Annotated in this window: 23 protein-coding genes; 11 read left to right on the top strand and 12 right to left on the bottom strand. The window is 58.9% G+C overall.

Going from position 1 to position 22,524, the window contains the following annotated elements; translation table 11 throughout:
- The first annotated feature begins 7 nt into the window (after window positions 1–7).
- The 8 genes from ACYZTW_RS17220 to ACYZTW_RS17185 all read left to right on the top strand — a co-directional run bounded on the left by ACYZTW_RS17220 (window position 8) and on the right by ACYZTW_RS17185 (window position 6,377).
- The gene (locus ACYZTW_RS17220; protein ID WP_462001016.1) at window positions 8–502 is read left to right on the top strand and encodes a hydroxyquinol 1,2-dioxygenase; all 495 of its coding nucleotides are present in this window, start codon (window positions 8–10) and stop codon (window positions 500–502) included.
- Window positions 503–546: 44 nt separating this feature from the next.
- Window positions 547–1,566 (top strand): hydroxyquinol 1,2-dioxygenase, encoded by a 1,020-nt coding sequence (locus tag ACYZTW_RS17215; RefSeq protein ID WP_462001015.1) that lies wholly within the window; start codon window positions 547–549, stop codon window positions 1,564–1,566.
- 93 nt (window positions 1,567–1,659) lie between these two features.
- A complete protein-coding gene (locus ACYZTW_RS17210) occupies window positions 1,660–3,123 on the top strand; it encodes an aldehyde dehydrogenase family protein (RefSeq protein WP_462001014.1) in 1,464 nt (487 codons plus the stop codon).
- Between the two features lie 8 nt (window positions 3,124–3,131).
- A complete protein-coding gene (locus ACYZTW_RS17205) occupies window positions 3,132–4,199 on the top strand; it encodes a maleylacetate reductase (RefSeq protein ID WP_462001013.1) in 1,068 nt (355 codons plus the stop codon).
- A 37-nt stretch (window positions 4,200–4,236) separates the two neighbouring features.
- On the top strand, window positions 4,237–5,109 hold the full coding sequence (locus tag ACYZTW_RS17200; protein WP_462001012.1) for a dioxygenase family protein: 873 nt from the start codon (window positions 4,237–4,239) through the stop codon (window positions 5,107–5,109).
- A 3-nt stretch (window positions 5,110–5,112) separates the two neighbouring features.
- Complete coding sequence (locus ACYZTW_RS17195) at window positions 5,113–5,424, top strand: YciI family protein (RefSeq protein WP_401352329.1); 312 nt, start codon at window positions 5,113–5,115, stop codon at window positions 5,422–5,424.
- Window positions 5,425–5,426: 2 nt separating this feature from the next.
- Entirely contained in the window at window positions 5,427–5,762 is a 336-nt protein-coding gene (locus tag ACYZTW_RS17190; RefSeq protein ID WP_462001011.1) for a Rieske (2Fe-2S) protein, read from the top strand.
- A 159-nt stretch (window positions 5,763–5,921) separates the two neighbouring features.
- Window positions 5,922–6,377 carry a hypothetical protein gene (locus tag ACYZTW_RS17185; RefSeq protein ID WP_462001010.1) on the top strand — a complete coding sequence of 152 codons (456 nt, stop codon included), beginning with the start codon at window positions 5,922–5,924 and terminating at the stop codon, window positions 6,375–6,377.
- Here the strand turns inward: ACYZTW_RS17185 and ACYZTW_RS17180 are convergent.
- The 3 genes from ACYZTW_RS17180 to ACYZTW_RS17170 are packed head-to-tail and all read right to left on the bottom strand — an operon-like array spanning window position 6,362 to window position 10,069.
- The gene (locus tag ACYZTW_RS17180; RefSeq protein WP_462001009.1) at window positions 6,362–7,390 is read right to left on the bottom strand and encodes a DUF2955 domain-containing protein; all 1,029 of its coding nucleotides are present in this window, start codon (window positions 7,388–7,390) and stop codon (window positions 6,362–6,364) included. The genes ACYZTW_RS17185 and ACYZTW_RS17180 overlap by 16 nt on opposite strands.
- Window positions 7,380–8,519, bottom strand: a complete 1,140-nt coding sequence (locus ACYZTW_RS17175; RefSeq protein ID WP_462001008.1) for an HlyD family secretion protein — start codon at window positions 8,517–8,519, stop codon at window positions 7,380–7,382. Before ACYZTW_RS17175 ends, ACYZTW_RS17180 begins: the two co-directional genes overlap by 11 nt.
- Complete coding sequence (locus ACYZTW_RS17170; protein ID WP_462001007.1) at window positions 8,516–10,069, bottom strand: efflux transporter outer membrane subunit; 1,554 nt, start codon at window positions 10,067–10,069, stop codon at window positions 8,516–8,518. Before ACYZTW_RS17170 ends, ACYZTW_RS17175 begins: the two co-directional genes overlap by 4 nt.
- 118 nt (window positions 10,070–10,187) lie before the next feature.
- Here ACYZTW_RS17170 and ACYZTW_RS17165 point away from each other — a divergent pair, with 118 nt between their 5' ends.
- Window positions 10,188–10,712 carry a transporter suffix domain-containing protein gene (locus ACYZTW_RS17165; protein WP_462001006.1) on the top strand — a complete coding sequence of 175 codons (525 nt, stop codon included), beginning with the start codon at window positions 10,188–10,190 and terminating at the stop codon, window positions 10,710–10,712.
- Between the two features lie 35 nt (window positions 10,713–10,747).
- On the opposite strand, the gene ACYZTW_RS17160 is transcribed toward ACYZTW_RS17165, so the two are convergent.
- The 7 genes from ACYZTW_RS17160 to dapA form a co-directional block, all read right to left on the bottom strand.
- The gene (locus ACYZTW_RS17160; RefSeq protein WP_462001005.1) at window positions 10,748–11,515 is read right to left on the bottom strand and encodes a DeoR/GlpR family DNA-binding transcription regulator; all 768 of its coding nucleotides are present in this window, start codon (window positions 11,513–11,515) and stop codon (window positions 10,748–10,750) included.
- 124 nt (window positions 11,516–11,639) lie between these two features.
- A complete protein-coding gene (locus ACYZTW_RS17155; RefSeq protein WP_462001004.1) occupies window positions 11,640–12,956 on the bottom strand; it encodes an MFS transporter in 1,317 nt (438 codons plus the stop codon).
- Window positions 12,957–12,998: 42 nt separating this feature from the next.
- Window positions 12,999–13,949, bottom strand: a complete 951-nt coding sequence (locus ACYZTW_RS17150; protein ID WP_462001003.1) for a phosphoglycerate dehydrogenase — start codon at window positions 13,947–13,949, stop codon at window positions 12,999–13,001.
- A 61-nt stretch (window positions 13,950–14,010) separates the two neighbouring features.
- Complete coding sequence (gene pdxA / locus ACYZTW_RS17145; protein WP_462001002.1) at window positions 14,011–15,024, bottom strand: 4-hydroxythreonine-4-phosphate dehydrogenase PdxA; 1,014 nt, start codon at window positions 15,022–15,024, stop codon at window positions 14,011–14,013.
- Window positions 15,017–16,285, bottom strand: a complete 1,269-nt coding sequence (locus ACYZTW_RS17140) for a four-carbon acid sugar kinase family protein (RefSeq protein WP_462001001.1) — start codon at window positions 16,283–16,285, stop codon at window positions 15,017–15,019. Before ACYZTW_RS17140 ends, pdxA begins: the two co-directional genes overlap by 8 nt.
- 11 nt (window positions 16,286–16,296) lie before the next feature.
- The gene (locus tag ACYZTW_RS17135; protein ID WP_462001000.1) at window positions 16,297–17,466 is read right to left on the bottom strand and encodes an iron-containing alcohol dehydrogenase; all 1,170 of its coding nucleotides are present in this window, start codon (window positions 17,464–17,466) and stop codon (window positions 16,297–16,299) included.
- A 10-nt stretch (window positions 17,467–17,476) separates the two neighbouring features.
- A complete protein-coding gene (dapA, locus tag ACYZTW_RS17130; RefSeq protein WP_462000999.1) occupies window positions 17,477–18,358 on the bottom strand; it encodes a 4-hydroxy-tetrahydrodipicolinate synthase in 882 nt (293 codons plus the stop codon).
- A gap of 396 nt (window positions 18,359–18,754) precedes the next feature.
- Between dapA and ACYZTW_RS17125 the strand changes: the two genes are divergently transcribed.
- Complete coding sequence (locus ACYZTW_RS17125) at window positions 18,755–19,393, top strand: metallophosphoesterase family protein (RefSeq protein WP_462000998.1); 639 nt, start codon at window positions 18,755–18,757, stop codon at window positions 19,391–19,393.
- Window positions 19,394–19,606: 213 nt separating this feature from the next.
- On the opposite strand, the gene ACYZTW_RS17120 is transcribed toward ACYZTW_RS17125, so the two are convergent.
- Together ACYZTW_RS17120 and ACYZTW_RS17115 are read right to left on the bottom strand one after the other, a co-directional pair.
- On the bottom strand, window positions 19,607–21,175 hold the full coding sequence (locus ACYZTW_RS17120) for a sensor domain-containing diguanylate cyclase (RefSeq protein WP_462000997.1): 1,569 nt from the start codon (window positions 21,173–21,175) through the stop codon (window positions 19,607–19,609).
- Window positions 21,176–21,226: 51 nt separating this feature from the next.
- On the bottom strand, window positions 21,227–21,541 hold the full coding sequence (locus ACYZTW_RS17115) for a hypothetical protein (protein ID WP_462000996.1): 315 nt from the start codon (window positions 21,539–21,541) through the stop codon (window positions 21,227–21,229).
- Between the two features lie 448 nt (window positions 21,542–21,989).
- On the opposite strand from ACYZTW_RS17115, the gene ACYZTW_RS17110 reads away from it, so the two are divergent.
- A complete protein-coding gene (locus ACYZTW_RS17110) occupies window positions 21,990–22,355 on the top strand; it encodes a histone-like nucleoid-structuring protein, MvaT/MvaU family (RefSeq protein ID WP_462000995.1) in 366 nt (121 codons plus the stop codon).
- Window positions 22,356–22,524: the final 169 nt, after the last annotated feature.

Genomic DNA, 22,524 nt, shown 5'->3' with positions numbered 1-22,524 from the left:
GAAAACCATGAGTAGCGCGGCAATCGAAACGGTCTTCGGCTCGCTGGACAAGTACAGCAAAGGGTCGGTTGAAATCATCAGCGGCCAGGCCAGTCATTACGCCTTTTCGAACATTTTCGAAGTGGCGGAAAAATCCCTTCCTTATGAAAAAGTCGTCGTCGGCCTCAATCTTGTCTACGTCATTGAAACCCTGCGCGCCGAGGGACAGTCGCCTTGGTACACAGCGGCGCATGACGAATTCGCCATCGTCATGGACGGTGAAGTACGTGTGGACTTCCTCAAGCTCGATGCACCGTTGAAAGACGGCGAGGGCACTCGGCTGGCCGGTGAACTGCCTGAGGGCAAACCGATGGGCTACGTGCTGCTCAAGCGCGGACACCAGTGCCTGCTGCCGACCGGCACTGCGTATCGCTTCGAAGCCAGCCATCCCGGCGTGATCCTGCAGCAGACCATCAAGGGGCCGTTGTCGGTCGAGAAGTGGGCAGACATCTGCTTCAAGTGATCACCGCTCTCCCATCTAACAAAAGCAACAAGAGGAACCCCGTCATGGCCATGCTTGAAAACGCTGCCGATAACACACCCTTTGCCGACGACGAAGTCCAGGCCAGCGCTCCCCATGCCGTCACCGGCTATCGCTCCTTCAAACTCGGCGCCTTCGAACTCTCGCGCGACGAGTATTTTGCCCGTATCACCTGGCCCGCCAAAGGTCAGACCCGTTCGCACCTGATTCCGGTCGATGCCTTTCTGCGCGCCATGATGCGGGACGTGGCCTGGGGCTTTTTCTACGGCTGGGTCAACTTCGACCACGTCATCGGCACCCGCAATTACTACGGCAAAGTCGACATGTACGCCGGCACCTTCAATGGCACGCTCAAGGCCGCAGGCGTCAACTACACCGAAAACTTTGAAACACCGCTGATCATGGCGACCTTCAAGGCCATCCTGCGGGACTGGACCAATGCCACCTTCGACCCCTTCGCGGCACCGGAAGAAACCGGTTCGGCGTTCGGTCGCAAGAACGGCAACAACATCGAAGCCATCGAACGCTTCCGCATTGCCACCCAGCGCATGCCGGGCCTGAAAGATGACTCGCCGCTGCGCAACGATTTGCCGGTCAATCGCCAGTTCATCGACGTTTCTCAGGATGAACCGGAAGTTCATGCCGCAGAAGGTTTCGAAGGTGAGCTGCATGCCTTCAGCCTGTTCAAGTACCTGTCGCGCTCCGACGTGACCTGGAACCCGTCGGTGACTTCGGTGTGCAAGGCCAGCCTGTTCTGCCCGACCACTGAAGAATTCATCCTGCCGGTGTTCCATGGCAATGACCGGGTCGAGTGGTTCTTGCAGTTGTCCGATGAAATCCTCTGGGACGTCGGCGACAAGGACGACGGTAACCCGCGAGCGCGCATCACCATGCGCGCTGGCGACATCTGCGCCATGCCGGCGGACATACGCCACCAGGGCTATTCGACCAAGCGCTCGATGCTGCTGGTGTGGGAAAACGCCACGCCGAACCTGCCGCAACGCTACGAAAGCGGTGAGCTCAAGCCGTATCCGATCGAGTTCTAAGACCCTGTGTCTTGCCCGGCATTGCGCCGGGCCAAGCGCTCAAGAATCAAGTCGTCAGACACTGCGCCATCAGCGCGGTGCGAGGAAAATATTATGCAAAATCAGCTCTATATCGATGGTCGTTTCGTGGATGCGGTCGCTGGCGGCACCCTCGACGTCGTGTCGCCCCATGACGGCTCGGTGATCACCCGCGTCGCGGCCGCCGAGGCCGCCGACATCGACCTCGCTGTCGCCGCTGCCAAACGTGCGTTCCCGGCCTGGTCAGCACTTGGCGCGGCCGAACGCGGGCGCTTGTTGCTCAAACTGGCAGACAAGATCGAAGAATGTGGCGAAGAACTGGCGCAGCTCGAATCCCTGAACACCGGGCACCCGATTCGTGATTCCCGTGGCCTCGACGTTCCGCGCACGGCGGCCTGTTTCCGTTATTTCGGCGGCATGGCCGACAAGATCGAAGGCTCGGTGATTCCGGTCGAAGCCGGGTTTCTCAATTACGTGCAGCGCAAGCCGATCGGTGTGGTCGGGCAGATCGTGCCCTGGAACTTCCCGCTGATGTTCACCAGTTGGAAAATGGGCCCGGCACTGGCCGCCGGTAATACCATCGTCATCAAACCCTCGGAAATCACACCGCTGTCGACTTTGCGCATCGTCGAGCTGATGACTGAAGTCGGCTTCCCGAAGGGCGTGGTCAACGTCGTGCCGGGTTACGGGCATACCGCCGGTCAACGCCTGGCCGAACACCCAGACGTGGGCAAGATTGCCTTTACCGGTTCGACGGCCACCGGTCGCCGGATCGTTGAAGCGTCGAAAGGCAACCTCAAGCGTATTCAACTGGAACTGGGCGGGAAGGGCGCCAATATCGTGTTCGAAGACGCCAACCTGGACGCGGCCGTCAACGGCGCTGCCTGGGCGATCTTTCACAACCAGGGCCAGGCCTGCATCGCCGGTTCGCGTTTGATTCTGCATAAAGACATTGCTGACCAATTCCTTGAGCGTTTCATCGCCCTGGCCAAATCCATTCGCCTGGGCGACCCGATGGACCCAGAGACCGAAATGGGCCCCCTGACGTCGGCGCTGCACCGCGACCGCGTGCTGGCCTATATCGATATCGCGATAGAGCAGGGCGGCAAAATCCTCTGTGGCGGCAAGGCCCCGGATGACCAAGCGTTGGCCCAAGGCTTTTATGTCGAGCCGACCATTGTCGAGGCTTCGCCAGAAGATCGCGTTTGCCAGGAAGAGGTCTTCGGTCCATTCGTCACCGTGGTGCGTTTCAGCACCGATGAAGAAGCCCTGGCCATCGCCAACAGCACTGAATATGGGCTGGGCAGCGGCCTGTGGACGCAGAACCTGAGCCGCGCGCATAAAATGGCCGACGCCATTCACGCCGGTATGTGCTGGGTCAACTGCTACAAGCGCGTGAGTCCTGGCAGCCCGTTTGGTGGCATTGGACAGTCGGGCTACGGCCGTGAAATGGGTTTTGAAGCGATCCACGACTACACCGAAGCCCGCTCGGTGTGGGTCAACGTTGACGCGAAAATCGCTCCGTACTACACACGCTGAGGCCTGCCATGAATCCTTTTGTGTACCAAAGCTTGCCAACCCGCGTGGTGTTTGGCTGGGGCAAGCTCTCGGCGCTGGCTGAAGAGATCGAGCGCCTGGGCGCCAGGCGTGCGTTGATCCTCACCACGCCTGAACAGCATGGGCTCGGCGAACAGGTCGCGGCGTTGCTCGGTGATCGCGCGGCGGGCATCTATCCCAAGGCAGTGATGCATGTGCCGCTGGAAGTGGCGCAAGCGGCGCGTGTCGAAGCGGCGCGTTTGGATGCCGATTGCTGCGTCGCCATTGGCGGTGGTTCGACCATTGGGCTGGGCAAGGCGATTGCCATGGATTCGGGACTGCCGATCGTGGCGATCCCGACGACGTACGCCGGTTCAGAGATGACCCCGATCTACGGGCTGACCGAAAACCGCCTGAAGAAAACCGGACGTGATCCCCGGGTGTTGCCCAAAACCGTGATCTACGATCCGCAATTGACCCTGACCTTGCCCGCGCAGATTTCCGCCTGCTCCGGGATGAACGCCATGGCCCACGCGGTTGAAGCGTTGTACGCCCAGGACGCCAATCCGATCATCGGTTTCATGGCTGAAGAGTCGATTCGCTCACTGGCACTGGCCCTGCCGGGTGTGGTCAATGATCCCAATGACCCGCAAGCGCGCATCCAGGCTTTGTATGGCGCTTGGCTGGCAGGCATCTGCCTCGGTTCGGTGGGCATGGCCTTGCACCACAAGCTCTGCCACACCTTGGGCGGGACGTTCAATTTGCCTCACGCTCAGGCACACGCGATCGTTTTGCCACACGCGGCGCATTACAACCGTGAAGCGGCCGCAGGACCGTTACAGCGCGCCGCCCGCGCCTTGGGCGGCAGCGAAGCGGGGGAGGTGGGCGCCTTGTTGTACGCACTGAACCAGAAGCTGGGTATTCCATTGGCGCTGGCTGACATTGGCCTGCCTGAAAACGGGCCGGCCGACGCTGCGCAAATTGCCTGTGCCAGTCCTTATTACAACCCACGGCCGTTTGAACAAGGCCCGATCGAAGCGCTGTTGACCCGCGCCATGAAAGGCCTGGCGCCAGCCTGATTCATCCGTGCAGCCAATATATGTCGGAACAAAAACAATGACCGATCAAGACAAAACCATAGAAACCCTGATCTCCGAGCAGACGGTGAACAGTTTCAGCGACGCTCCCAATGCGCGTTACAAACAGATCATGCAGAGCCTGGTTCGCCACTTGCACGCATTCGTCAGCGACGTGGAACTGACCGAGCAGGAGTGGTTTGAAGGCATCCGTTTTCTGACTGAAACCGGCCATAAGTGCGATGGTCTGGTGCGACAGGAGTTCATCCTGCTGTCGGACACCCTGGGCGTGTCGATGCTGGTCGACGCGATCAATCATCGGCACAGTGCAAACGCCACCGAAACCACCGTGTTCGGGCCGTTCTACATCGAAGGCATGCCGGATCGTGAATTCGGCGAAAACATGGCATTCACCGCCGGCGAAACAGCGCTGGTGCGCGGTCGCGTAGTCGATACTCACGGCAATCCCCTGGCCTGCGCGGTGCTGGACGTCTGGCAGACCGCCGAAAACGGCATGTATTCAGGGCAGGACGCCGAACAGCCGGTCGGCAACTTGCGCGGTCGCTATCGCACCAATGCCGACGGCTATTTTGCGATTCGCACGATTGTCCCGGTGTGCTATCCAATTCCCACCGATGGTCCGGTCGGACGCATGCTCAATGCCGCCAATCGTCACCCGTGGCGGCCTGCGCACCTGCACTTCATGATCGATGTGCCGGGCTATCGCAAACTGGTCACCCACCTGTTCAATCACGATGATCCGTACCTGGCGTCCGATGCCGTGTTTGGCGTCAAGCAGTCATTGCAAGTGATCTATGAAGACCGGGTCACGCACGATGATTTGTCCGCCAGCCTGGGTATCGAACTGCCGTTCAAGCGTGCGTGTTACGAATTCGTCATGGAAACCGAGTGAACCATGGGACAGTTTTTTGCGGTATTCGCCACAGACCACCCGGACTCACTGGCCTTGCGTCAGCGTTTACGGCCCAGCCACCAAGCGCACTTGCGAGCGACCGAGACGCATCGGGTGATCGTCCGGCTCGGCGGCCCGACCCTCGATGAGGCGGGTGCGGCCATGAATGGCACGTTGCTGGTCATCGAAGCTGGCAGTCTGCCGGAGGTGGAGGCGTTCATACAGGACGATCCGTATGTTCAGGCCGGATTGTTTGCCAGTATCCAGATTCGCCCCTGGCACTGGAGCCTTGGCAACCCGGAATTGCGCGGCTGATCATGACCATCATTACGTTATGCCAGCTGAATGACATCACTGATGGCGGCGCCCTGGGTCTGCCCGAACACCAGCAATTGCATCCCGGCGGGCTGGTGGCGGTGCGGCAAGGCGAGCAGGTGTGGGTCTACATCAACCGTTGCCCGCATTTCTCGGTGCCGTTGGACTATCAACCGCAAAAATTCTGCACCTATCGCGGCAAGATCCTGATGTGCGCTCATCACAGCGCGATGTTTCGTTTCGAAGACGGACATTGCATCGACGGTCCCTGCAAGGGCGCACAGTTGGAGCCCGTGCCGGTGCGATGGGTCGAAGACCGGTTGGTCATGGAGGTCTAGCGCCATGCGGATCACAAATGGAGAAGGGGGCGGGCGAGAAGGGGTGATCTACAATCTTTTATGCTGAACCACGCTCAGGATCACGAGGTGTGACGTATTGAGCGGTCTGTCTACCGACCCAGTGTGCTTGCAGAGTGCCGGGCCCTGTCGGAGGTCATCATGAAAAGGTTGTCATCCCTTAGCCTGTGCATCGCATTGTCAGTTTCCTGGACCCAGGGGTGGGCGGAAACGGTCGTGCCGATGAAAGGGCAGAGTTCGCAACAAACCCAAGTGGACATCACCGATTGCCAAAACATCGCGGCCAGTCAGAGCGCCTCGGCTGCACCGCCTCCTAGCGGTGGAAGGCTGAAGGGGGCTGCTGCGGGCGCTGCCGCAGGGGCTGCGGGGGCCCAGGTGCGGGGACGTCAGCATGACGAGTTTTATGATCGCGTCGATGATGACGTGAAGCAGGACTATCGCCAGAACCAGGCAAAAGGGACCGCGGCTGCGGGAGCGGTGGTGGGCGGCTCGCGCCAGCGTCAGGAACGTCGGGCGCAGCAGAAAACCAGTGCTTCTACCAGTTCAACGGCCTATACCAGTTGCCTGCAAGGGAAGGGGTATCAGGTTAACCCTTGAGCCTCTTTTGGCCGACGTTGATCGAGCAAATGCACCATCAGGTCGGCATACAGTGTCACGGCGATAAACAGCCCCATACGCACCGCGAACGCCGTGTACACGTCCTTGCCCGCCGCGCTGTCCTGAACCGACTGGCCCAACAGAATAATCATCGTGATCAGGCTGTTGAGCCAGAATCCAGGGCTCAATCCCGTGGGACTCAGGCCATACAGCTTGCGCGCCAGCACCAGGCCAAACAGCAGCATCCACAAAAAGAACATCCACAAATGCACGAACAGACTGAGGGCACACCAGAACAGAACGGCCAGCAGGCCACCGAGCAAGGTTGAACCGACCAGCTCACGACCGGCTTGGCGTGCGGTCGTCGTCGAGCTTTGCTGACCCAGGGTCACGGCCTTCAAGATGATCGGCAGATAACTGGCCGGATCGATCAGCGCCAACAGGAAGGTCGGCAGCACGATCAGGGTGGCTCGCAGTGCCACTCGACCGACTTCTTCGGCTGGCATGGTCGGGGTGGGCGGGGGTGATGGGGCGCTGGCCGGTTCGGGAAACAACCAATGACTCAGCGCCAGCACCATGACCGCCAGGAGCAATCCCTTGACCAACGCACCGATAACCATCGCGGCCAAATCAAATTCCGCCACACCGGCCGAAGAGATCATGGTCAGGCCAATCACCAGAAACGTGACGATCAGGTTGTTACCGCCACGCAGACCGAAACGGAACGCCAGGAACAGACTTGCGCCGATCAGAAGCACACCGCTGACGGGGTAGTAACGCAGGATCGGAATCAACAGCAGACCGATGCCGGTCGTCAACATCGCCACCAGTGCGAGTACTACTGCGGCTTTGAAGGGCAACGCACGATTGAGTGAGGCAAGCAGCAGCACGCAGAGCACCGGCGCGATAAAGGGGATCGGCAAACCGAGACCGAAACTGATCGCCAGGCACAGTGCCGTGCCGGTGGCCAGGCGCAGAGCGCGTTGAGCCCGGGGCGTGCGTTTAGTAGGCATAGGACAGCCAACTCATCAGTCCCAGGAATACGCGACCGAGCGGGTTGAGCGGGTTGCCTTGGGTGGGGAAGGCCATGACTTCAGCCTGCCCACCGGCACGGATGGCACGACCGTCACGCAGTTTGTTCATTGAGTCTTCGGAAAACTCGATGATCACCGGGAAACGCTGGGCCGGACGCAACCAATCGCGGCTGTTCTGCACGCTGGGAAGCGTGCCGGGCGCGGGCGTCTGGCCCACGCTGACGCCATATCCGACACTGCGCACGCGCCCCTCGAAAACTTCGCCCGGCAGCGCATCCAGTACGATTGCCACGGGCGTATCGAGCTTGACCAGGCCGAGGTTGTTCTCGGTCATGTCCGCGCTGATCCACACATCGTGAATGGCGATCAGGGTCATGACCGGGCTGCCGGCAGCAGCAAATTGCCCCGCGTCAGTACGCAGATCCGTAATCAGTCCGGCCGAGCGAGCGCGAATCTGCGTGTTGGACAGATCCAGTTCGGCTTTGGACAACGCCGTGGCGGCACTGCGCAGCAAGGCGTTGTCTTCTTCGCTGCCGCCTTCCTGCTCACGCGCGCGCTGCACTTCGGCGCGGGCAGCGGCGACCTGACTCACAGCCTGTTCGCGGTTAGCGCGAGACACTTCGAGCAGGCGCACGGAAATGGTACCGGGGTCTTCGCGATACAAACCTTCAAGACGCTGATTGTCCTGCCGCGCCTTGAGTTCATTGGCCTGGGCTGCCCGCAAGTTGGCTTGGGCCGAGGCGATCCCGGCGGTGCTCGCACCGATCTGTCGGCGGGTCGATTCAAGGTCGGCGCGCGCACGGTCGACGGCAATCTGATACGGCTGCGGGTCCACCTCGAAAAGGATTTCGCCGGCCTTGACGTCCTGATTGTTGCGCACGTTCACCCGGGTCACGCGGCCTGCCACTTCCGAGGCGACCGGAATCACAAAGGCCCCCACCCGGGCCTGTTGCGTATAGGGTGTGAAACGATCCGCCAACAGGTACCAGGCCAGGCTCAAGAGGATCAGTAGCAGCACCCACTTGATGCCTTTTTTCGCCGGGTCGGCGGCCGGTTCTGGCGCCTGGGTGACAGGTGTCTCGGGCGTGGGCTGGGCGGCTTCACTCATTGGTCTTTTACCTTGTAAGACATTGGAATGGCAGGCTGTGCAGTGGCGGGCTCTTCCAGCAGATCGCCCCAGTCGATGCGTTTTTCCATCTGCTGGCGGGTGGTTGGGTCAACTTTCGGTTGGGCGCTGTACCAGCCACCGCCCACGGCTTTGTACAAGGCAATGACATTACTCACGGCATTGCTGCGAGCGACCAGATAATTGTCCTGTTGTTCGAGCAAGGCACGCTGCGCATCCAGCACCCGTTGGAAGTCCGAATAGCCTTCGCGATATTGCGCGCTGGCCAACACCAACGAGCGCTTGGCCGCCACTTCGGCCTCACGCAGGATGCGTTCGCGCTCCAGGGATTTGATCAGGCCATAGGCCGCATCGTCTGCCTCGCGTGCCGCCTGGCGAACCTTGTCGCGGTAAGCCTCGATCAGCTGCTGCAACCGCGCATCCTGCACGCGCACGTTGTTGCTGATCTGGCCATGGTCGAACAGATTCCAGCGCAGACTCGGGCCCCCGATTAAATCCAGATTTCGGGGCGTGCCACTGAGCGTGTCGGTTGACCAGACGATGCTGCCCAGCAAGGTCAGCGATGGATAGAAATCACTCTCGGCCACGCCGATCAGCGCCGACTGGGCGGCGACATTGAGCTCGGCGGCGCGCACGTCAGGCCGACGCAGCAGCAGGTTGGCCGGTACATCTTGCAACACGGCACGGTCGATCAGCGGGATCAGTCCTTCATTCTCGAGCAGTTGCGGCAGCGCGCCGGGCGGCTGACCAATCAACACCGCCAACGCATTGCGGGTCCGTTGCAACTGGTCTTCGAAATTGGGGATGGTGCTCAACGTGCCCAGGTACTGGGTTCTGGCTTGTTGCAGGTCAAGCTCGGCACTTTGGCCGCTGTTGAAGAGTTTTTCGGTGATCTCGAAGTTGCGCTTTTGCTGTTTGGCGTTTTCCCGGGCGACGCGCAAACGAGCTTCGGTGGTGCGCAGCGAAAAGTAGGTATCGGCCACTTGCGCGCGCAGCAGTACGAGCACGTCTTCATAGTTGGCCTGGGCGGCGAAGTAGCTGGCGTCGGACGACTCGATGGCGCGACTGAAGCGGCCCCAGAAGTCCAGCTCCCACCCCACGTCGAACCCCGCGCTGTGTTGCCAGAAATGGCTGTCCTGCGGGTTGGTCCCGCCGGATTGCCTGCGGTTAAAGTAAAGACTGTCGACACTGGCTTGCTGCAGTTGCGGGTAAAGACCGCTTTGAGCAATGCCGAGTTGGGCACGGGCCTCCATGACGCGCAGGCCGGCGATTTTGAGGCTGGAGTTGCGTGTACCCGACTCGGCAATCAAATCATTGAGGACCGGATCGGCGAAGACTTCCCACCACTGACGCAGATCCGGGTTCAGTCCGCGCTGGCTGGATTGCTCAAGGGCAGGGGTGCTCCAGTGTTTGACCCATTCTTCGCCGGGCGGCTGGAAGTCCGGCCCAAGTCGTACGCAGCCACTGAGGCCGAGTACGCCAAGCAGCACAAGCCGGCCTGGCCAATTCAGCAGGGTTGTACCTGGATGCATTACGCATTTCCCGACCAACAAAGTTCACTGGAGCATAGCCGTCCAAATGGGCACATGGCTGCTACGCTTTTTAAGCGCCATCAAATCTACTGTGATCTGTTAAAAAGGTACGACGATTATGAATAACACCCCGGGTGTCGTTGAACCCCATTCAGCCGGCTGGCGCTTTAAGTTGGGCATAGTCATTATCTGCTTGATGCTTGGCTCCTGGCTGTTGGTGCCTCTCGCAGCGGCAGCCGATGTGCCTGGATCAAAGATCGCTGCACTGACCGGCGTGCTGTTCATCAGCAACAAAGTCCTGCTGATCATCGTTATTGCGGTGATGGGCAAAGCCGGATTCCAACAGTTAAAGCGCAGCCTGTTCGGTTATGTGACCTCGCTTGCACCTAGCACGGAAGTCGAAGTGGGCCCATTGCGTCATCGAATTGGCCTCTTTATGTTCTTGGTGCCGCTGATCTCCTCCTTTCTTGAACCCTATGTCGACAGCATTTGGCCGGGGCTCAGACCCAACCTCTGGCAGGCTCAAGCGCTCGGCGACGCCATGCTGATCGGCAGCTTTTTTGTGCTGGGGGGGAATTTCTGGGAGAAGGTGCGCGCCTTGTTTATTCGCACCGCTCGTGTCGCAAACACAAGCGCGGTGTGAGTAGTGGCAGCGGCTTGCAGACGTCAGCCGAACAGTCAGCTATCGGCTATTTCAATAGTGATCATTTTGTGTGCCCGGAAAGGCGCCAGCAGCGATTCATCTGCCACTGAATCGGTAATGAGTGTCCATGGCCCTTTGAGGGGAGACCAATATTGCTGGAGTGCGCGCCCCAATTTTGTGGCGTCAGCCAGTACGAAAGTCTGTGCCGCTCGCCCGATCATGTTTTCTTTGAGGTAAGCCTGATCAGCACTGGCTTCGCAGAGCCCCAACTCGGCAACAACGCCATCGGCGCTAAGGAAAATCTTGTCGGCACTTAAATGCTCCAATGTCGCCTGCGCAGCTGCACCGAAGGTCGACATGCTGGAGGCCCGCAGTTCACCGCCAAGCAGTGTGATCTTGGCCTCCGGAAGCCGAGCCAGGGCGGGCAACGCGAGGATGTTGTTGGTGATGACATGCAAGCCGCGCCGCTCCACCAAAAGGTGCGCCAAAGCGCAGGTGGTGGTGCCGCCATCGAGCAATAGCGTGTCGTTGTCTCGCACGTGCGCCAGCGCTGCACGAGCGATGGCGAGTTTTTCCTGGCTGTGTTGATAGCGCCGTTCCTCGACGGAGGTCTCCGGCTCACGCAGGCCAACATGGGCGGCACCGCCATAGGTCCGCAGGATCAGACCTTCTTCCGCCAACGCGGTGAGGTCCCGGCGCATCGTGGCCTCGGATACGCCGAAATGAAGACACAACTCCTCGACGTTGGCAGTGCCTGACAGCACGAGATTCAGAATGGCTTGGCGGCGCGTGGCAACTTTCATGGATTTCCTGGAGATCTGGCCCGACCGCCTTTATACGGTTTTCAACGAGGCAGTAAAAGGTCGCTGGGGAAAGTTACCGGGTGAAACGCTCAGACACCGCGTAAGTGTCCGAGCGTTTTGCAGGTCAAGGGTTCAAGGCGGGTTGAATGATCGGGTTTTCAGGCTGCTCCTCGATCGGTTCGACTTTGCCCAGCAGAAACAGATAATTGAGAATGGCGACGACGATCAATCCGGCAGAAAACAGCAGGGCTGGAATGAATGAGTCCGTGGCGGCGACGATGAAGCCGGTGATGATCGGACCGACAACGCCCCCCATATTGGAAACGGTGTTTTGCAAGCCGGCCAGCATCGAGGTCATGCCCCGTGGTGCGATATCGCCGGGCATGGCCCAGACCTGGGTGGCGGCTACCGTGGTTCCGGACTTGGCGATGCACAACAGGACGATGGCGAGCCAGGCCGATTCGGCGAATGCCGCGAAACCGATGCAGGAGGCCATCAGCAGGCCGATGACCAGGAAGGTCTTGCGAATACGCGTCAATGACCAGCGACCCTGGCGGTAGATGCGGTCGGACAGCCAGCCGGCGAAGACTTCCACGACCATGGCGATCAGCAACGGCAGCGCCGCGACGAAGCCCATGGAAATCAGGTCCATGCCGCGTTCTTTGACCAGGTAGGTGGGCAACCAGGTAATGAAGAAGTACGAGTTGTAGTTGATGAAGAAAAAGCCCAGGCACATGGCCCATACATTGCGATAACGCAGCAGGTCGTACCAGCGCATGGTCGGCTTGTCGCCGGTGCCTTCCTTGCGTCGCTGGCCTTCACGGATGTACTGCAGTTCGGCTTGGTTGACGCCGCTGTGCTGCTCCGGATCGTTTCTGTAAAAAGCAAACCAGACCAGTGCCCAGACGATACCGATGGAGCCGCTCAAGACAAACGTCATCTTCCAGCCCACCAGTGCGATCAGCCAGACAATCAATGGCATGGCGATCGCGCCGCCGAATTTCGAGCCGCTGTCGAAGATCCCCGCGACGGTGGCGCGCTCTTTGTCCGGAAACCAGCGCGATGCGATCCCGGCGTTACTTGGATAAGCCGCCGCTTCGCCCACGCCCAGGCCGATACGCAGCGCGAACAACGAATTGAAACCGGTTGCCAGGCCGGTCATTGCAGTGGCCGCCGACCACCACAGGACAGCGCCGCCGAGGGTGATTTTCTGGCCGAAGCGGTCAGCCAGCCAACCGGCCGGCAACTGCAGCAATGCGTAGGACCAGAAAAACGCCGACATGATCAAGCCCATTTCCGCGGTGTTCAGGGCGAATTCTTTACTGATGATGGGGGCTGCTGCCGAAAGCACTACACGGTCGATGTAATTGATCGCAATGGCGGTCCACATTAATCCGGCAATGAGCCAGCGTACCGAGGAAGCCTTATTATTGTTGTGCATGGTTCCAACTCCGGGATCGGATTTTTCGGGAGACCTGACGGATTAGAGGCCGTTCATCACGGATTCGGGGCGCGCATTGGCCTTCAGCACCGCAACGATGTTGCGAGCGCAGGTCAGGCTCAGGATGTCCAGCGCGCCCGGGGTGTAGCCGGCGATATGCGGCGAGGCGATCACGCTCGGCAAGGCATAGAGAGGATGGTGAATGGCGGGTTCCTCCTCGAAAACATCCAGTGCGGCGCCACCCAGGCGCCCATTTTGCAAGGCGGAAAACAAGGCGTTTTCATCGATAATGCCGCCCCGCGCAGCATTGATCAGGTGGGCTTGCGGCTTCATCAACGCCAGACGCTCAGCGCCGATGAGATGGCGGGTAGCGTCGTTCAGGCCGATATGCAACGTGACGTAATCCGCTTCGCCCAACAGCGCATTCAATGTCATGAGGCGGATACCGTGGGCATCGGCAAATGCCTGGTCCGGGTACGGGTCATGGGCGATCACCTGCATCGAAAAGCCTGCTGCGCGCCGCGCGACTTCTTTACCGATATTGCCCAGCCCGATAATGCCCAGGGTTTTGCCGTGGACATCGGCACCGAACACGCGCGGCCACTCTCCGGCTTTGGTTTGTTGATCGGCCAGCGCGATCTTGCGGGCGGAGGCCAGCAGCAGGGCAAAGGTGTAATCCGCCACGGCATGCTTGTTGGAGTCCGGTACGTTGCAGACCCACACCTTACGTTCACGTGCGGCGGACAGGTCGATGTTATCCACGCCGACGCCATGCTTGCAGACGATGCGCAGCTGCGGCAGTGCATCGAGAACGCGGGCGTTGATGGTGTTGAAGGCAACAATCGCCGCCTGAGCCCCCTGGGCCTGGGCGATGAAATCGTCTTCGCTGATGTCGGCCGGCAGGTTGACGCACTCGATAGCCTGCTCACCCAGCAGTGTCAGAGGCTCTGGAGAATACTTGGCAAAAGACGGGGAGGTGGAGACGATTCTCATAGTAATGACCTCATATTGTTTTTATGGTTGAAGTTCTGCTGATTCAGGTTTTGGCGCGTAATCAGGCCGCTGTACGGGTGCGCTTGTGGGTGGCCAGTTCCACGGCCTGGCGCATCGCCTCGGTCAGGCTGCGTTCGTCGGCGATGCCTTTGCCGGCAATGTCGAAGGCGGTGCCGTGGTCGACGGAGGTGCGGATGACTGGCAGGCCAACCGTCACGTTCACTCCGGCCTCAAGGCCCATGACCTTTACCGGGCCGTGGCCCTGATCGTGATACATCGCGACCACCGCATCGAAATCACCGCGCCCGGCGCGGAAGAACAGGGTGTCGGCCGGCAAAGGCCCTTCCACGCGCCAGCCGCGTGCGCGCAGTTCGTCGATAGCCGGCTGGATCTTGGTGGCTTCCTCGCCATAGCCGAACAAACCGTTCTCCCCGGCATGGGGGTTGATGCCACATACCGCGATGAGCGGGTTATCGATTCCGGCGCGTACGAGGGTTTCCCGGGCGCGTTCAATCGTGCGTTTCACCAGGCCTGGCTCGATCCTGGCGATAGCATCGATGATGCCCATATGGGTGGTGACGTGAATCACCCGCAGCGTCGGCGTCATCAGCATCATCGAGACTTCTTCGATGCCGGTCAGGTGGGCGAGCAGCTCGGTATGGCCAGGAAAGATATGGCCGCCAGCATGTAACGCCTCTTTGTTCAGCGGCGCGGTGCAAATGGCGTCCAGCTCACCGGCTTCGGTCAGTTGCACGGTGCGTTCGATGTAGCGGAATGCAGCATCGCCGGCGATGGGCGAAAGCTTGCCGTAGGGCAGATCGGCAGGGATCAGGCCCAGATCGATGCAATCGACGATGCCGTGTTGAAAGCGCGCCTGGCCAGGGCGTTCAATGCTGTTCACTTTCAGGTTGCCGCCAACAATGCGGTTGGCATCCGCCAGTCGGCCGGCATCGCCGATCACCAACGGGCGACAGGTTTCGTATAGCGAGGCATGCGCCAGGCATTTCATGATGATTTCCGGACCGACGCCGGTGGCATCGCCCATGGTGATGCCGATGACGGGACGCTCAGACATAGTGGTCTTCCTTTGTTAGGGTTGGCGTGGCGGTATTCGGCAGGGGGCCGAGAAGTTGCCGCCAGGCATCGAAAAGGCTGCTCGGCTGGCCGAAACCTCCGGCTTTGGTGATGACGGCCAGATCACGCCCACGCCAAGAGGCGCGGGAGAAGGCCACACCGGGCGCCAAGTCACCCTGAAGGTCCAGGCGCTGAATGCCTGCAGCACCGAGAATGGCGCGGGCGGTTTCGCCTCCGGTGGCCATCAGCGCACCCGTCCGAAGCAGGGCGGGCTGTAGCAATTGAGCCAGCGCCGCACTCAACTGCGCGGCTTGACCGGGATCGCGCTGCTCCTGTTGCAGGCTGACCAGCACATGCTGACCTTGCTGCAAGGCCGTATCGATCGCGGCGGCTGTGGACTGCCATTCGGCCGCCGCCGGTCCCGCGCACAACGTGGCAGGGGCAAGGCTGAAGCGCTGCTGATCGCTGTGATCAGCCAGGTAATTGGCCTGGTCCTGGGAGTGTCGGGACATGCTGCCGACCACGGTCAACACCGGTCCGCTGATCGGGGCATTCACCTGAGGTGAGACCGCAGGAAATCCCAATGCCTGCGGCAGATGCCGGGCCAGACCGGCGGAGCCAACCCAGAACAGGCGCTTATGCAACGGCGCCGACGCCTGAGCGATATTCGCCAGATCGGTTTCCGTTTGCGCATCGCAAATCAATGCCTGCACACCGTCGTCCAGATGCATGATCAGGCCTGCGTGCAATCGGGCAGTGTCCCGCACTTCATTGAGCGAGAGCGACGCACAGCGCATACCCTGCGCCATCAACAGCTCCACCAGGTTGGCGGTGCCGGCAAGGTGCTCATTGCGCCAGACGTCGGTTTGATCGACCGAGATGCCGTCGACGTGTTGAACCGCGCCGACGGTCGTCCTGCCCATGGCCGGAAACGCAGGAGCAACCAGGGCCATTCCGCGAGTGGCCTGCAACGCGGCGACTTCACTCGCCACGTTGCCACGCAGGGTGGAGTCGATTTTTTTGTACAGCGGCAGGTTGCCCAACTGCGCAACGGCTAGCACGTTGCGATGGGTCGCCGCGGCCGCTTGCGGATCAAGGCGCCGAGAGTCGAGGTCGAGGGCGATCACCTCGGCGCTCAGCTCGGTGTTGGCATCCAGCACTACTTGGGTGAGAGCGACTTGAGTGACCATGCGCCTGGCGAAACCGGCGGCGCAGTCGGCAGCCCCGGAGAGGTCGTCAGCAATGATCAGGAGGCGCGGCATGGGCGTGGTGCTCACGGCAGCAGGCGCCGATAGAGCTGCTGGATATCGTCGAGGCTGAGGGCTTTTGGATTGTTGGCCATCAGTCGAGTCACCTTGGATGCAGCCACGGCCATTTCCGCCAGATGCTCTTCTGCCACGCCGAATTCGCGCAGGTTTTGCGGGATGTTCAGGATCGATGTCCACTCGCTGATCTGCTCGATCAGTTTGCTCGCGGCACGCTCGTCGCTATCGCTCTCCAGGGCCACACCGCAGACGCAGGCGGCGCGCTTGAGACGTTCAGCGCAGCTGTCCATGTTGAAGGCCATGACATGCGGCAGCAGCATCGCATTGGCGACGCCATGGGTGACATGGAACTTGCCGCCCAGCGGATAGGCGAGGGCATGGACAGCGGCGGTGCCGGCACCGGTCAGTGCCAGGCCGCCATACATCGAACCCAGCAGCATATCGCCACGGGCACGCACCGAGTCGGGTTGTTGCCAGGCCTCGACAATGCTGCCGGCGATCAGTCGCATGGACTCCAGGGCAAAGGCGTCGCTGATAGGATTGGCCTTGGTGGAAATGAACGATTCCAGCGAATGGGTGAATGCATCCATGCCGGTAGCGGCCGTGATCGCCTTGGGCAGGCTCAGGGTCAGCAAGGGGTCAAGGATGACCAGGGTCGGCAACAAGTGACGGCTGACGACACCGATTTTCAACGCTTCGTCGGGCAGGGTGACGATGGCGTTGGGCGTGACTTCGGAACCGGTACCCGAGGTGGTCGGAATCAGCACCATCGGCTTGCCGGGGTTGCCAACCTTGTCGATCCCGAGCAGGTCCTTGAGCGGCGTGTCGTTGGTCAGCATCACCGCAAACAGTTTGGCCGCATCGAGAACGCTGCCACCCCCCACGGCGATCAACGCGTCCGGTGCATGAGGGGCTACTTCCTCACGAAAAACCCGCTCGATGTTTTCCAGCGTCGGCTCGATCTCGACGTTATCAATCATATGCACGGCGATGCCGCGCGCCGCGAACTGCGCTTTGATCTTCTCGGTGACACCGAGGCGGTGCATGGCGTGCTGTGTAACCAGAACGACCTGCTTGAGCGGGGTATCCAGTAGATGCAGTTTGTCGCCCAACTGCTCCAGGCTACCAGGGCCGTGGATGATGTTCTTGACGGTTTGGAAGTGATAGATCGCGGACATGTCGGCTCCCTCAGGCGTTGTTGCGGTAGACGGCAAGCAAGCTTTCGAGTTTGGCCACGGCCGCTGCATCGAGGGGCGCGACCGGGGCGCGGCACGGGCCAACCGGCACGTTCAGCAACTCGGTGGCTTTTTTCAACACAGAGGGCATGGTGCCCAGCGCGAAGGCATCGCGCAGTGGACGCAGCTGTTCCTGAGCGACTTTGGCGGCTTCGTGGTTACCGGCCTGGAAGTTGTTCCAGATGGACATGACGATATGCGGCACGGCGTTGGCAGTGGCGGCCACTGCACCATCGCCACCGGCGAGCAGGTTCCAGTAGATCAAGGAATCCGTACCGGCGAAGACCGCGAAGTCATCACTGCGGTATTTGATCATCTGCACCAGGTTGTCAAAGTTGCCGGCGCTGTCCTTGATGCCTTTGATTTGTGGATGTTGGGACAACGTGGCGACGGCGCCAATGCCGATGGACATGCCGGTTTTGGCTGGAATGTTGTACATCATCACCGGCAACGAGGTGGCGTCGCCGATGGCCTCGTAATGCTTGATCAGTTCCGCTTGGCTGACGGCATTGAAGTATGGGCTGATAACGGACAACGCATCGGCCCCCATGCCTTCGACGCGTTTGTTCATTTCAATCACTTCGCGGGTACTGAACGCCCCGGTCCCGACCATAACGGGCAATCGGCCCGCTGAAGCGTCGAGGGTGATGCGGGTGATTTCGAGTTTTTCTTCGTCGGACAGGGCAAAGAATTCACCATTGGTTCCCAGAACGAACAAGCCATGAACACCGGCTTCGATCAGGTTTTCGACAAGGCCGCGCAAGGCCTTTTCGTCCACACGCTGGTCTGCAGTAAATGGGGTGACTAAAGCGGGAACGATGCCGTGAAATTTCATGAAGAACTCTCTCGTTTTGTTGTAATTGAAACGAGAGTGATCGAATCGTGCATAAAATGCAAGACTGATGATTGAACAAATCACTTGGTTTGCTTTTTGTAAGCGCTTTACGTGGTGTTTATGATCGAATCAATCACGGTTGTGAATAATTTTTATGTCTCGCAGGCCTTCGAGTTAACCCGTATGCAGCCCGCAACAGGCGATCGCTGTGTACCCCAACGGGGTTGCTGGAGGGACACACACCGCCGTCACTGCCAATCCATGCAGTCTCTCCCCAGGATCGCAGGTGATCGGCTCGAGTGCAGGCGTTTACCGACTATTTACGAGATGCTTTTGCGGTCGACGACGTCTGCATGAGTCGGAATGTGCGGAGCATTGATCAGGGTGGATATTCCAATGAAGCTTCAAATTTTTTCAGATTTGCACAATGAATTTGCTCGGTTCGATCCCGCCCCAAGCGACGCTGACGTGGTCATTCTTGCGGGAGACATCGATCTGAAATCACGTGGAGTGAAGTGGGCGAACGAAACTTTCCAGTGCCCAGTAATCTATGTGTGCGGAAATCACGAGTACTACGGTGGGCACCTCGAACACACGCTGCTCAAGATGAAGGAGGCGGCCTTACCGCATGTGCACGTGCTTGAAAATGAGGTGCTGATTTTGGATCAGACTCGTTTTCTAGTTGCTACGGGTTGGACGGATTACACCTCGACTGGAGATATCCAGGCCGCGATCCGCACTGCTTGGGAGTGGATGAACGATTTTCAAGTGATAAGAGCTGACGCGAGCTACCGACGCTTGCGGCCTGCTGATCTGATCGCAAGATCAAAGACGGCCTACAGCTGGCTAGCTCAGGAATTAGGTACACCCTTCGACGGCAAAACCGTGGTGATCACCCATCACGCTCCTGAACCAATCTGGTGGAGCTGGGCTTTGATTGGCATATTTGGGGGGAGGGCAACTGTTTGCGCTATCTGCTGGACGACATCTGTACTGGGTACAGCCCCTCAGCTTTGGACGGTGTACTGCAAATGACGCGTGGGCGTTTCGGCGGCGATTAACATCTCGCTCCATTCGGCGGTCATGAAAAAGCTGGCGGAAAATGGCTGGAAGGTTCCCATGGATTTGCTGAATTAGGATTGCCTTGCTTCGTAACGAATCATGAGCTGGGTGCGTATCGTGTTCCCGGGCCGATATGCCTGAGGACGGCGGTTCGCCACCGTCAGCATTGGGAAAAAGCACTGCGAGTCATCGCGCGGACTCATCAGCGGAGCACCAACGATTTCGTCCTCGTTGTTTAGCTGAATAGAGTTGCGCGTCAGCCGACTTTAACAAAGTCGCCGGCGTCACTTCTTCGATGCTCGGCTGGCTTGTAGTAATGCCTGCACTGGCGGTCACCTTTCCCAACGGATGCTCGGAGTGCTCGATGTTCAGTGATCGAATGGCTTCAAAGATATCTTGGGCGACTTGTTTTGCGCCCGCGCTGTCGGTGTTGGGAAGTAGAACTGTGAACTCTTCTCCACCGTACCTGACGGCCAGATCCCCAGGTCTTTTAACCGCTTGTTGGATTGCTCCCCCGACTGCGCTCAGGCAGTCATCGCCGCCAGCGTGCCCGTACTTGTCGTTGTAGCGCTTGAAGTAATCGACATCAAGCATGATCAGTGATAGCGATGAGCCTTGGCGCTTCGCTAAGCGAATCTCATCTAGCAGGGCACTATCCAGACGTCGGCGATTGCCCAGCCCAGTCAGACTGTCAGTCAGGGCCATGTCTCGCATGGCTTGGTGTGCGTGACGTAACTCTCTTTCCATCACCATTCTTTGACGGAGCTGATTCAAAACGATGAGTCCAAATACCACGAGCACGGCGATCAAGAACACCAGCACGAGCCCTGTTTTTAGTAGATCACGGCGCCAAGGTGCAATGATGGATTCACGAGACAGCCCGGCTTCAACGACCAGAGGATAGGTAGTCAATGCTCTATAACCGTACAGGCGCTCGGTGTCGTCTATGACTGCCTTAACCTCAGCGATGCCTTCGTTGGACGTTGGCAAGAAGCGCCTGAAAATCTCGCTGTTCGCCAAGCTTTTACCGACAACGGATGCGATGAAGGGACGACGCACCAGGATTGTTCCGCTGCGCATGGCCAGAACCAAAGCGCCCTTGTCATCAATTTTGAAATCGCCGTAGTAGTCCACGAAGTAACTGACCTTGATCGTCCCCAGCAGTACGCCCGCGAACGACCCATCTGGATTGTTTAATCGGCGAGAGATGGGAACGATGAGATCGTCGGTTGATCTACTCCTGACTACTTCACCGATACGCACGTTCCGATCATTGTGCGTACGGTGATACTGGAAATAATCGCGGTCGGCGTTGTTCGCCGGCTCTGGAGTGACTTCCTTGTCCGTCACGATCCACTGCCCGTCAGGGCCGTAAATAAATAGCCCGTGCAGCTGGGGCATTATTTTGGATTGCTGAACCAATAGTTTGTGGATGCGAGGGATGTTGATGTTTTGTAAGCCGTCGCCTTCCACTCGTTCACCAAGCGCTGCGGTCAACACATCTACTTGCCGAATGGTATCTTCCGCGTGCTGAGCCGTCGCACGCGCAAGATTCGTCACGGAGTCGCGGGCAGACGCAAAGGCAGAGCGATAGTCGCGCCACGTTCGCCAACCCTCAACGGCCACGAATGCGACAATTACCACCAGCATGAAGCTCACTGTGAGTCGGAACGTAGCTCCAGCCTGCACAGCTTTCTCAGAGTAGGGTTCGTTGGAGCTGTCGGTCTTGTGTGTTGGCTGTTTGCGTCCGAGCATCTAGTTGTCCTTGTACGACTGATCTGCACACGCCCCTCTGGATGCATGCGGTTAGTGCGTTATGGAAAGGTACCAATCAGCATAGGGTGTATTGGCGACCTGATACCTGTTGAAGTCAGGGCTCCCATCGTCCCACCAAACAGGCCCGCGTTCACCGAGCTCCACCTTGGTCTTCTGAACCTTTGTCCTTGCCGCCGATATCTGCCCAGAATCACCTGAGGCTTTCGCTGCCTTTACCTCGCCTCGCGCTGCCATGAGTTCGTCGACGAGGCGCTGCCGTGCATCTGCTGTCAGTGAAGGGGTGGTGCAACGCCAAAGCTTCCCTTTGACCACAAAGTGGCGACCGTCAGGAGTCGTCGGATACATGTCGGAAAATGCCGCCGAAGACCGTGGTTTGGCTCGTACTGAACCGCTCCCGGCGCCACCAGAATGGGTTTCAGCTTGCAGTCTATACAAGACCGACAAACGACAGGATAACTAGGACGATCACAACTGCCCCAACGATGTAAATGATATTGTTCATGAAAACTACCTCTCCACCTGAACGGGATTTCGACACCAAAGTGTCTAATACAAACGACACCTCCGCTGGCAATTCCGTTCCGTAAACCAGATTCAGATGCGGCGCCATCACACCAATGTTCCGTTGCGATTTTACGAACCTTCTCTTGTCGCCAAATATTGATTAATGGACGTTTGCTCAAGTGCGAATCTTGCAACGGATATGACCTAATGAACAAAGTAAACGCGCTTACTTCATGCAAATCGGAGTTTTTGGTGTAACGTTAGATTAACACTCACGGAGAGATTTCCCATGTCCAAGCTCGCAGAGTTCCGCCAGCTCGAAAAACACCTAGCTGAACAGCTTCAAGCACTCGAAGCCCTCAAAGGTGACGCGGGCTTGAAGGCTGAAATCGAATTCGAAACAAAGCTCCGTGCCTTGTTGGCGAAGTATGGCTTCAGCTTAAAAGACATCGTCAACCTACTTGATCCAAAGGCAGGTCGTCGCGCACCCGCTGCTGAGTCGAAGAGCAGCTCTCGCAAGCCTCGCCAGGTGAAGGTCTACAAAAATCCAGAATCTGGAGAAGTCGTGGAAACCAAAGGTGGCAACAACAAAACTCTGAAGGAATGGAAAGCCAAATTTGGCTCGGACACCGTGGAGTCCTGGCTGACCAAGTGAGTTTGGTTTGAGTACAAAAGGGCCCTTCGAGGGCCTTTTTTGTTCGGGGGAAGAAGATGTCTTGCCTCGCAAACTGCGATCAAAATGCAGCTGATGATGAGGGGTACTCCATCGGCCATCGTGAGTTGGTCGCTCGGCTAGACTCGATCCAATTAGTGATTTTGGACGC

Source organism: Pseudomonas sp. LB3P25 (assembly GCF_054897985.1).
This window is presented reverse-complemented; position numbering and strand designations above follow the sequence as displayed.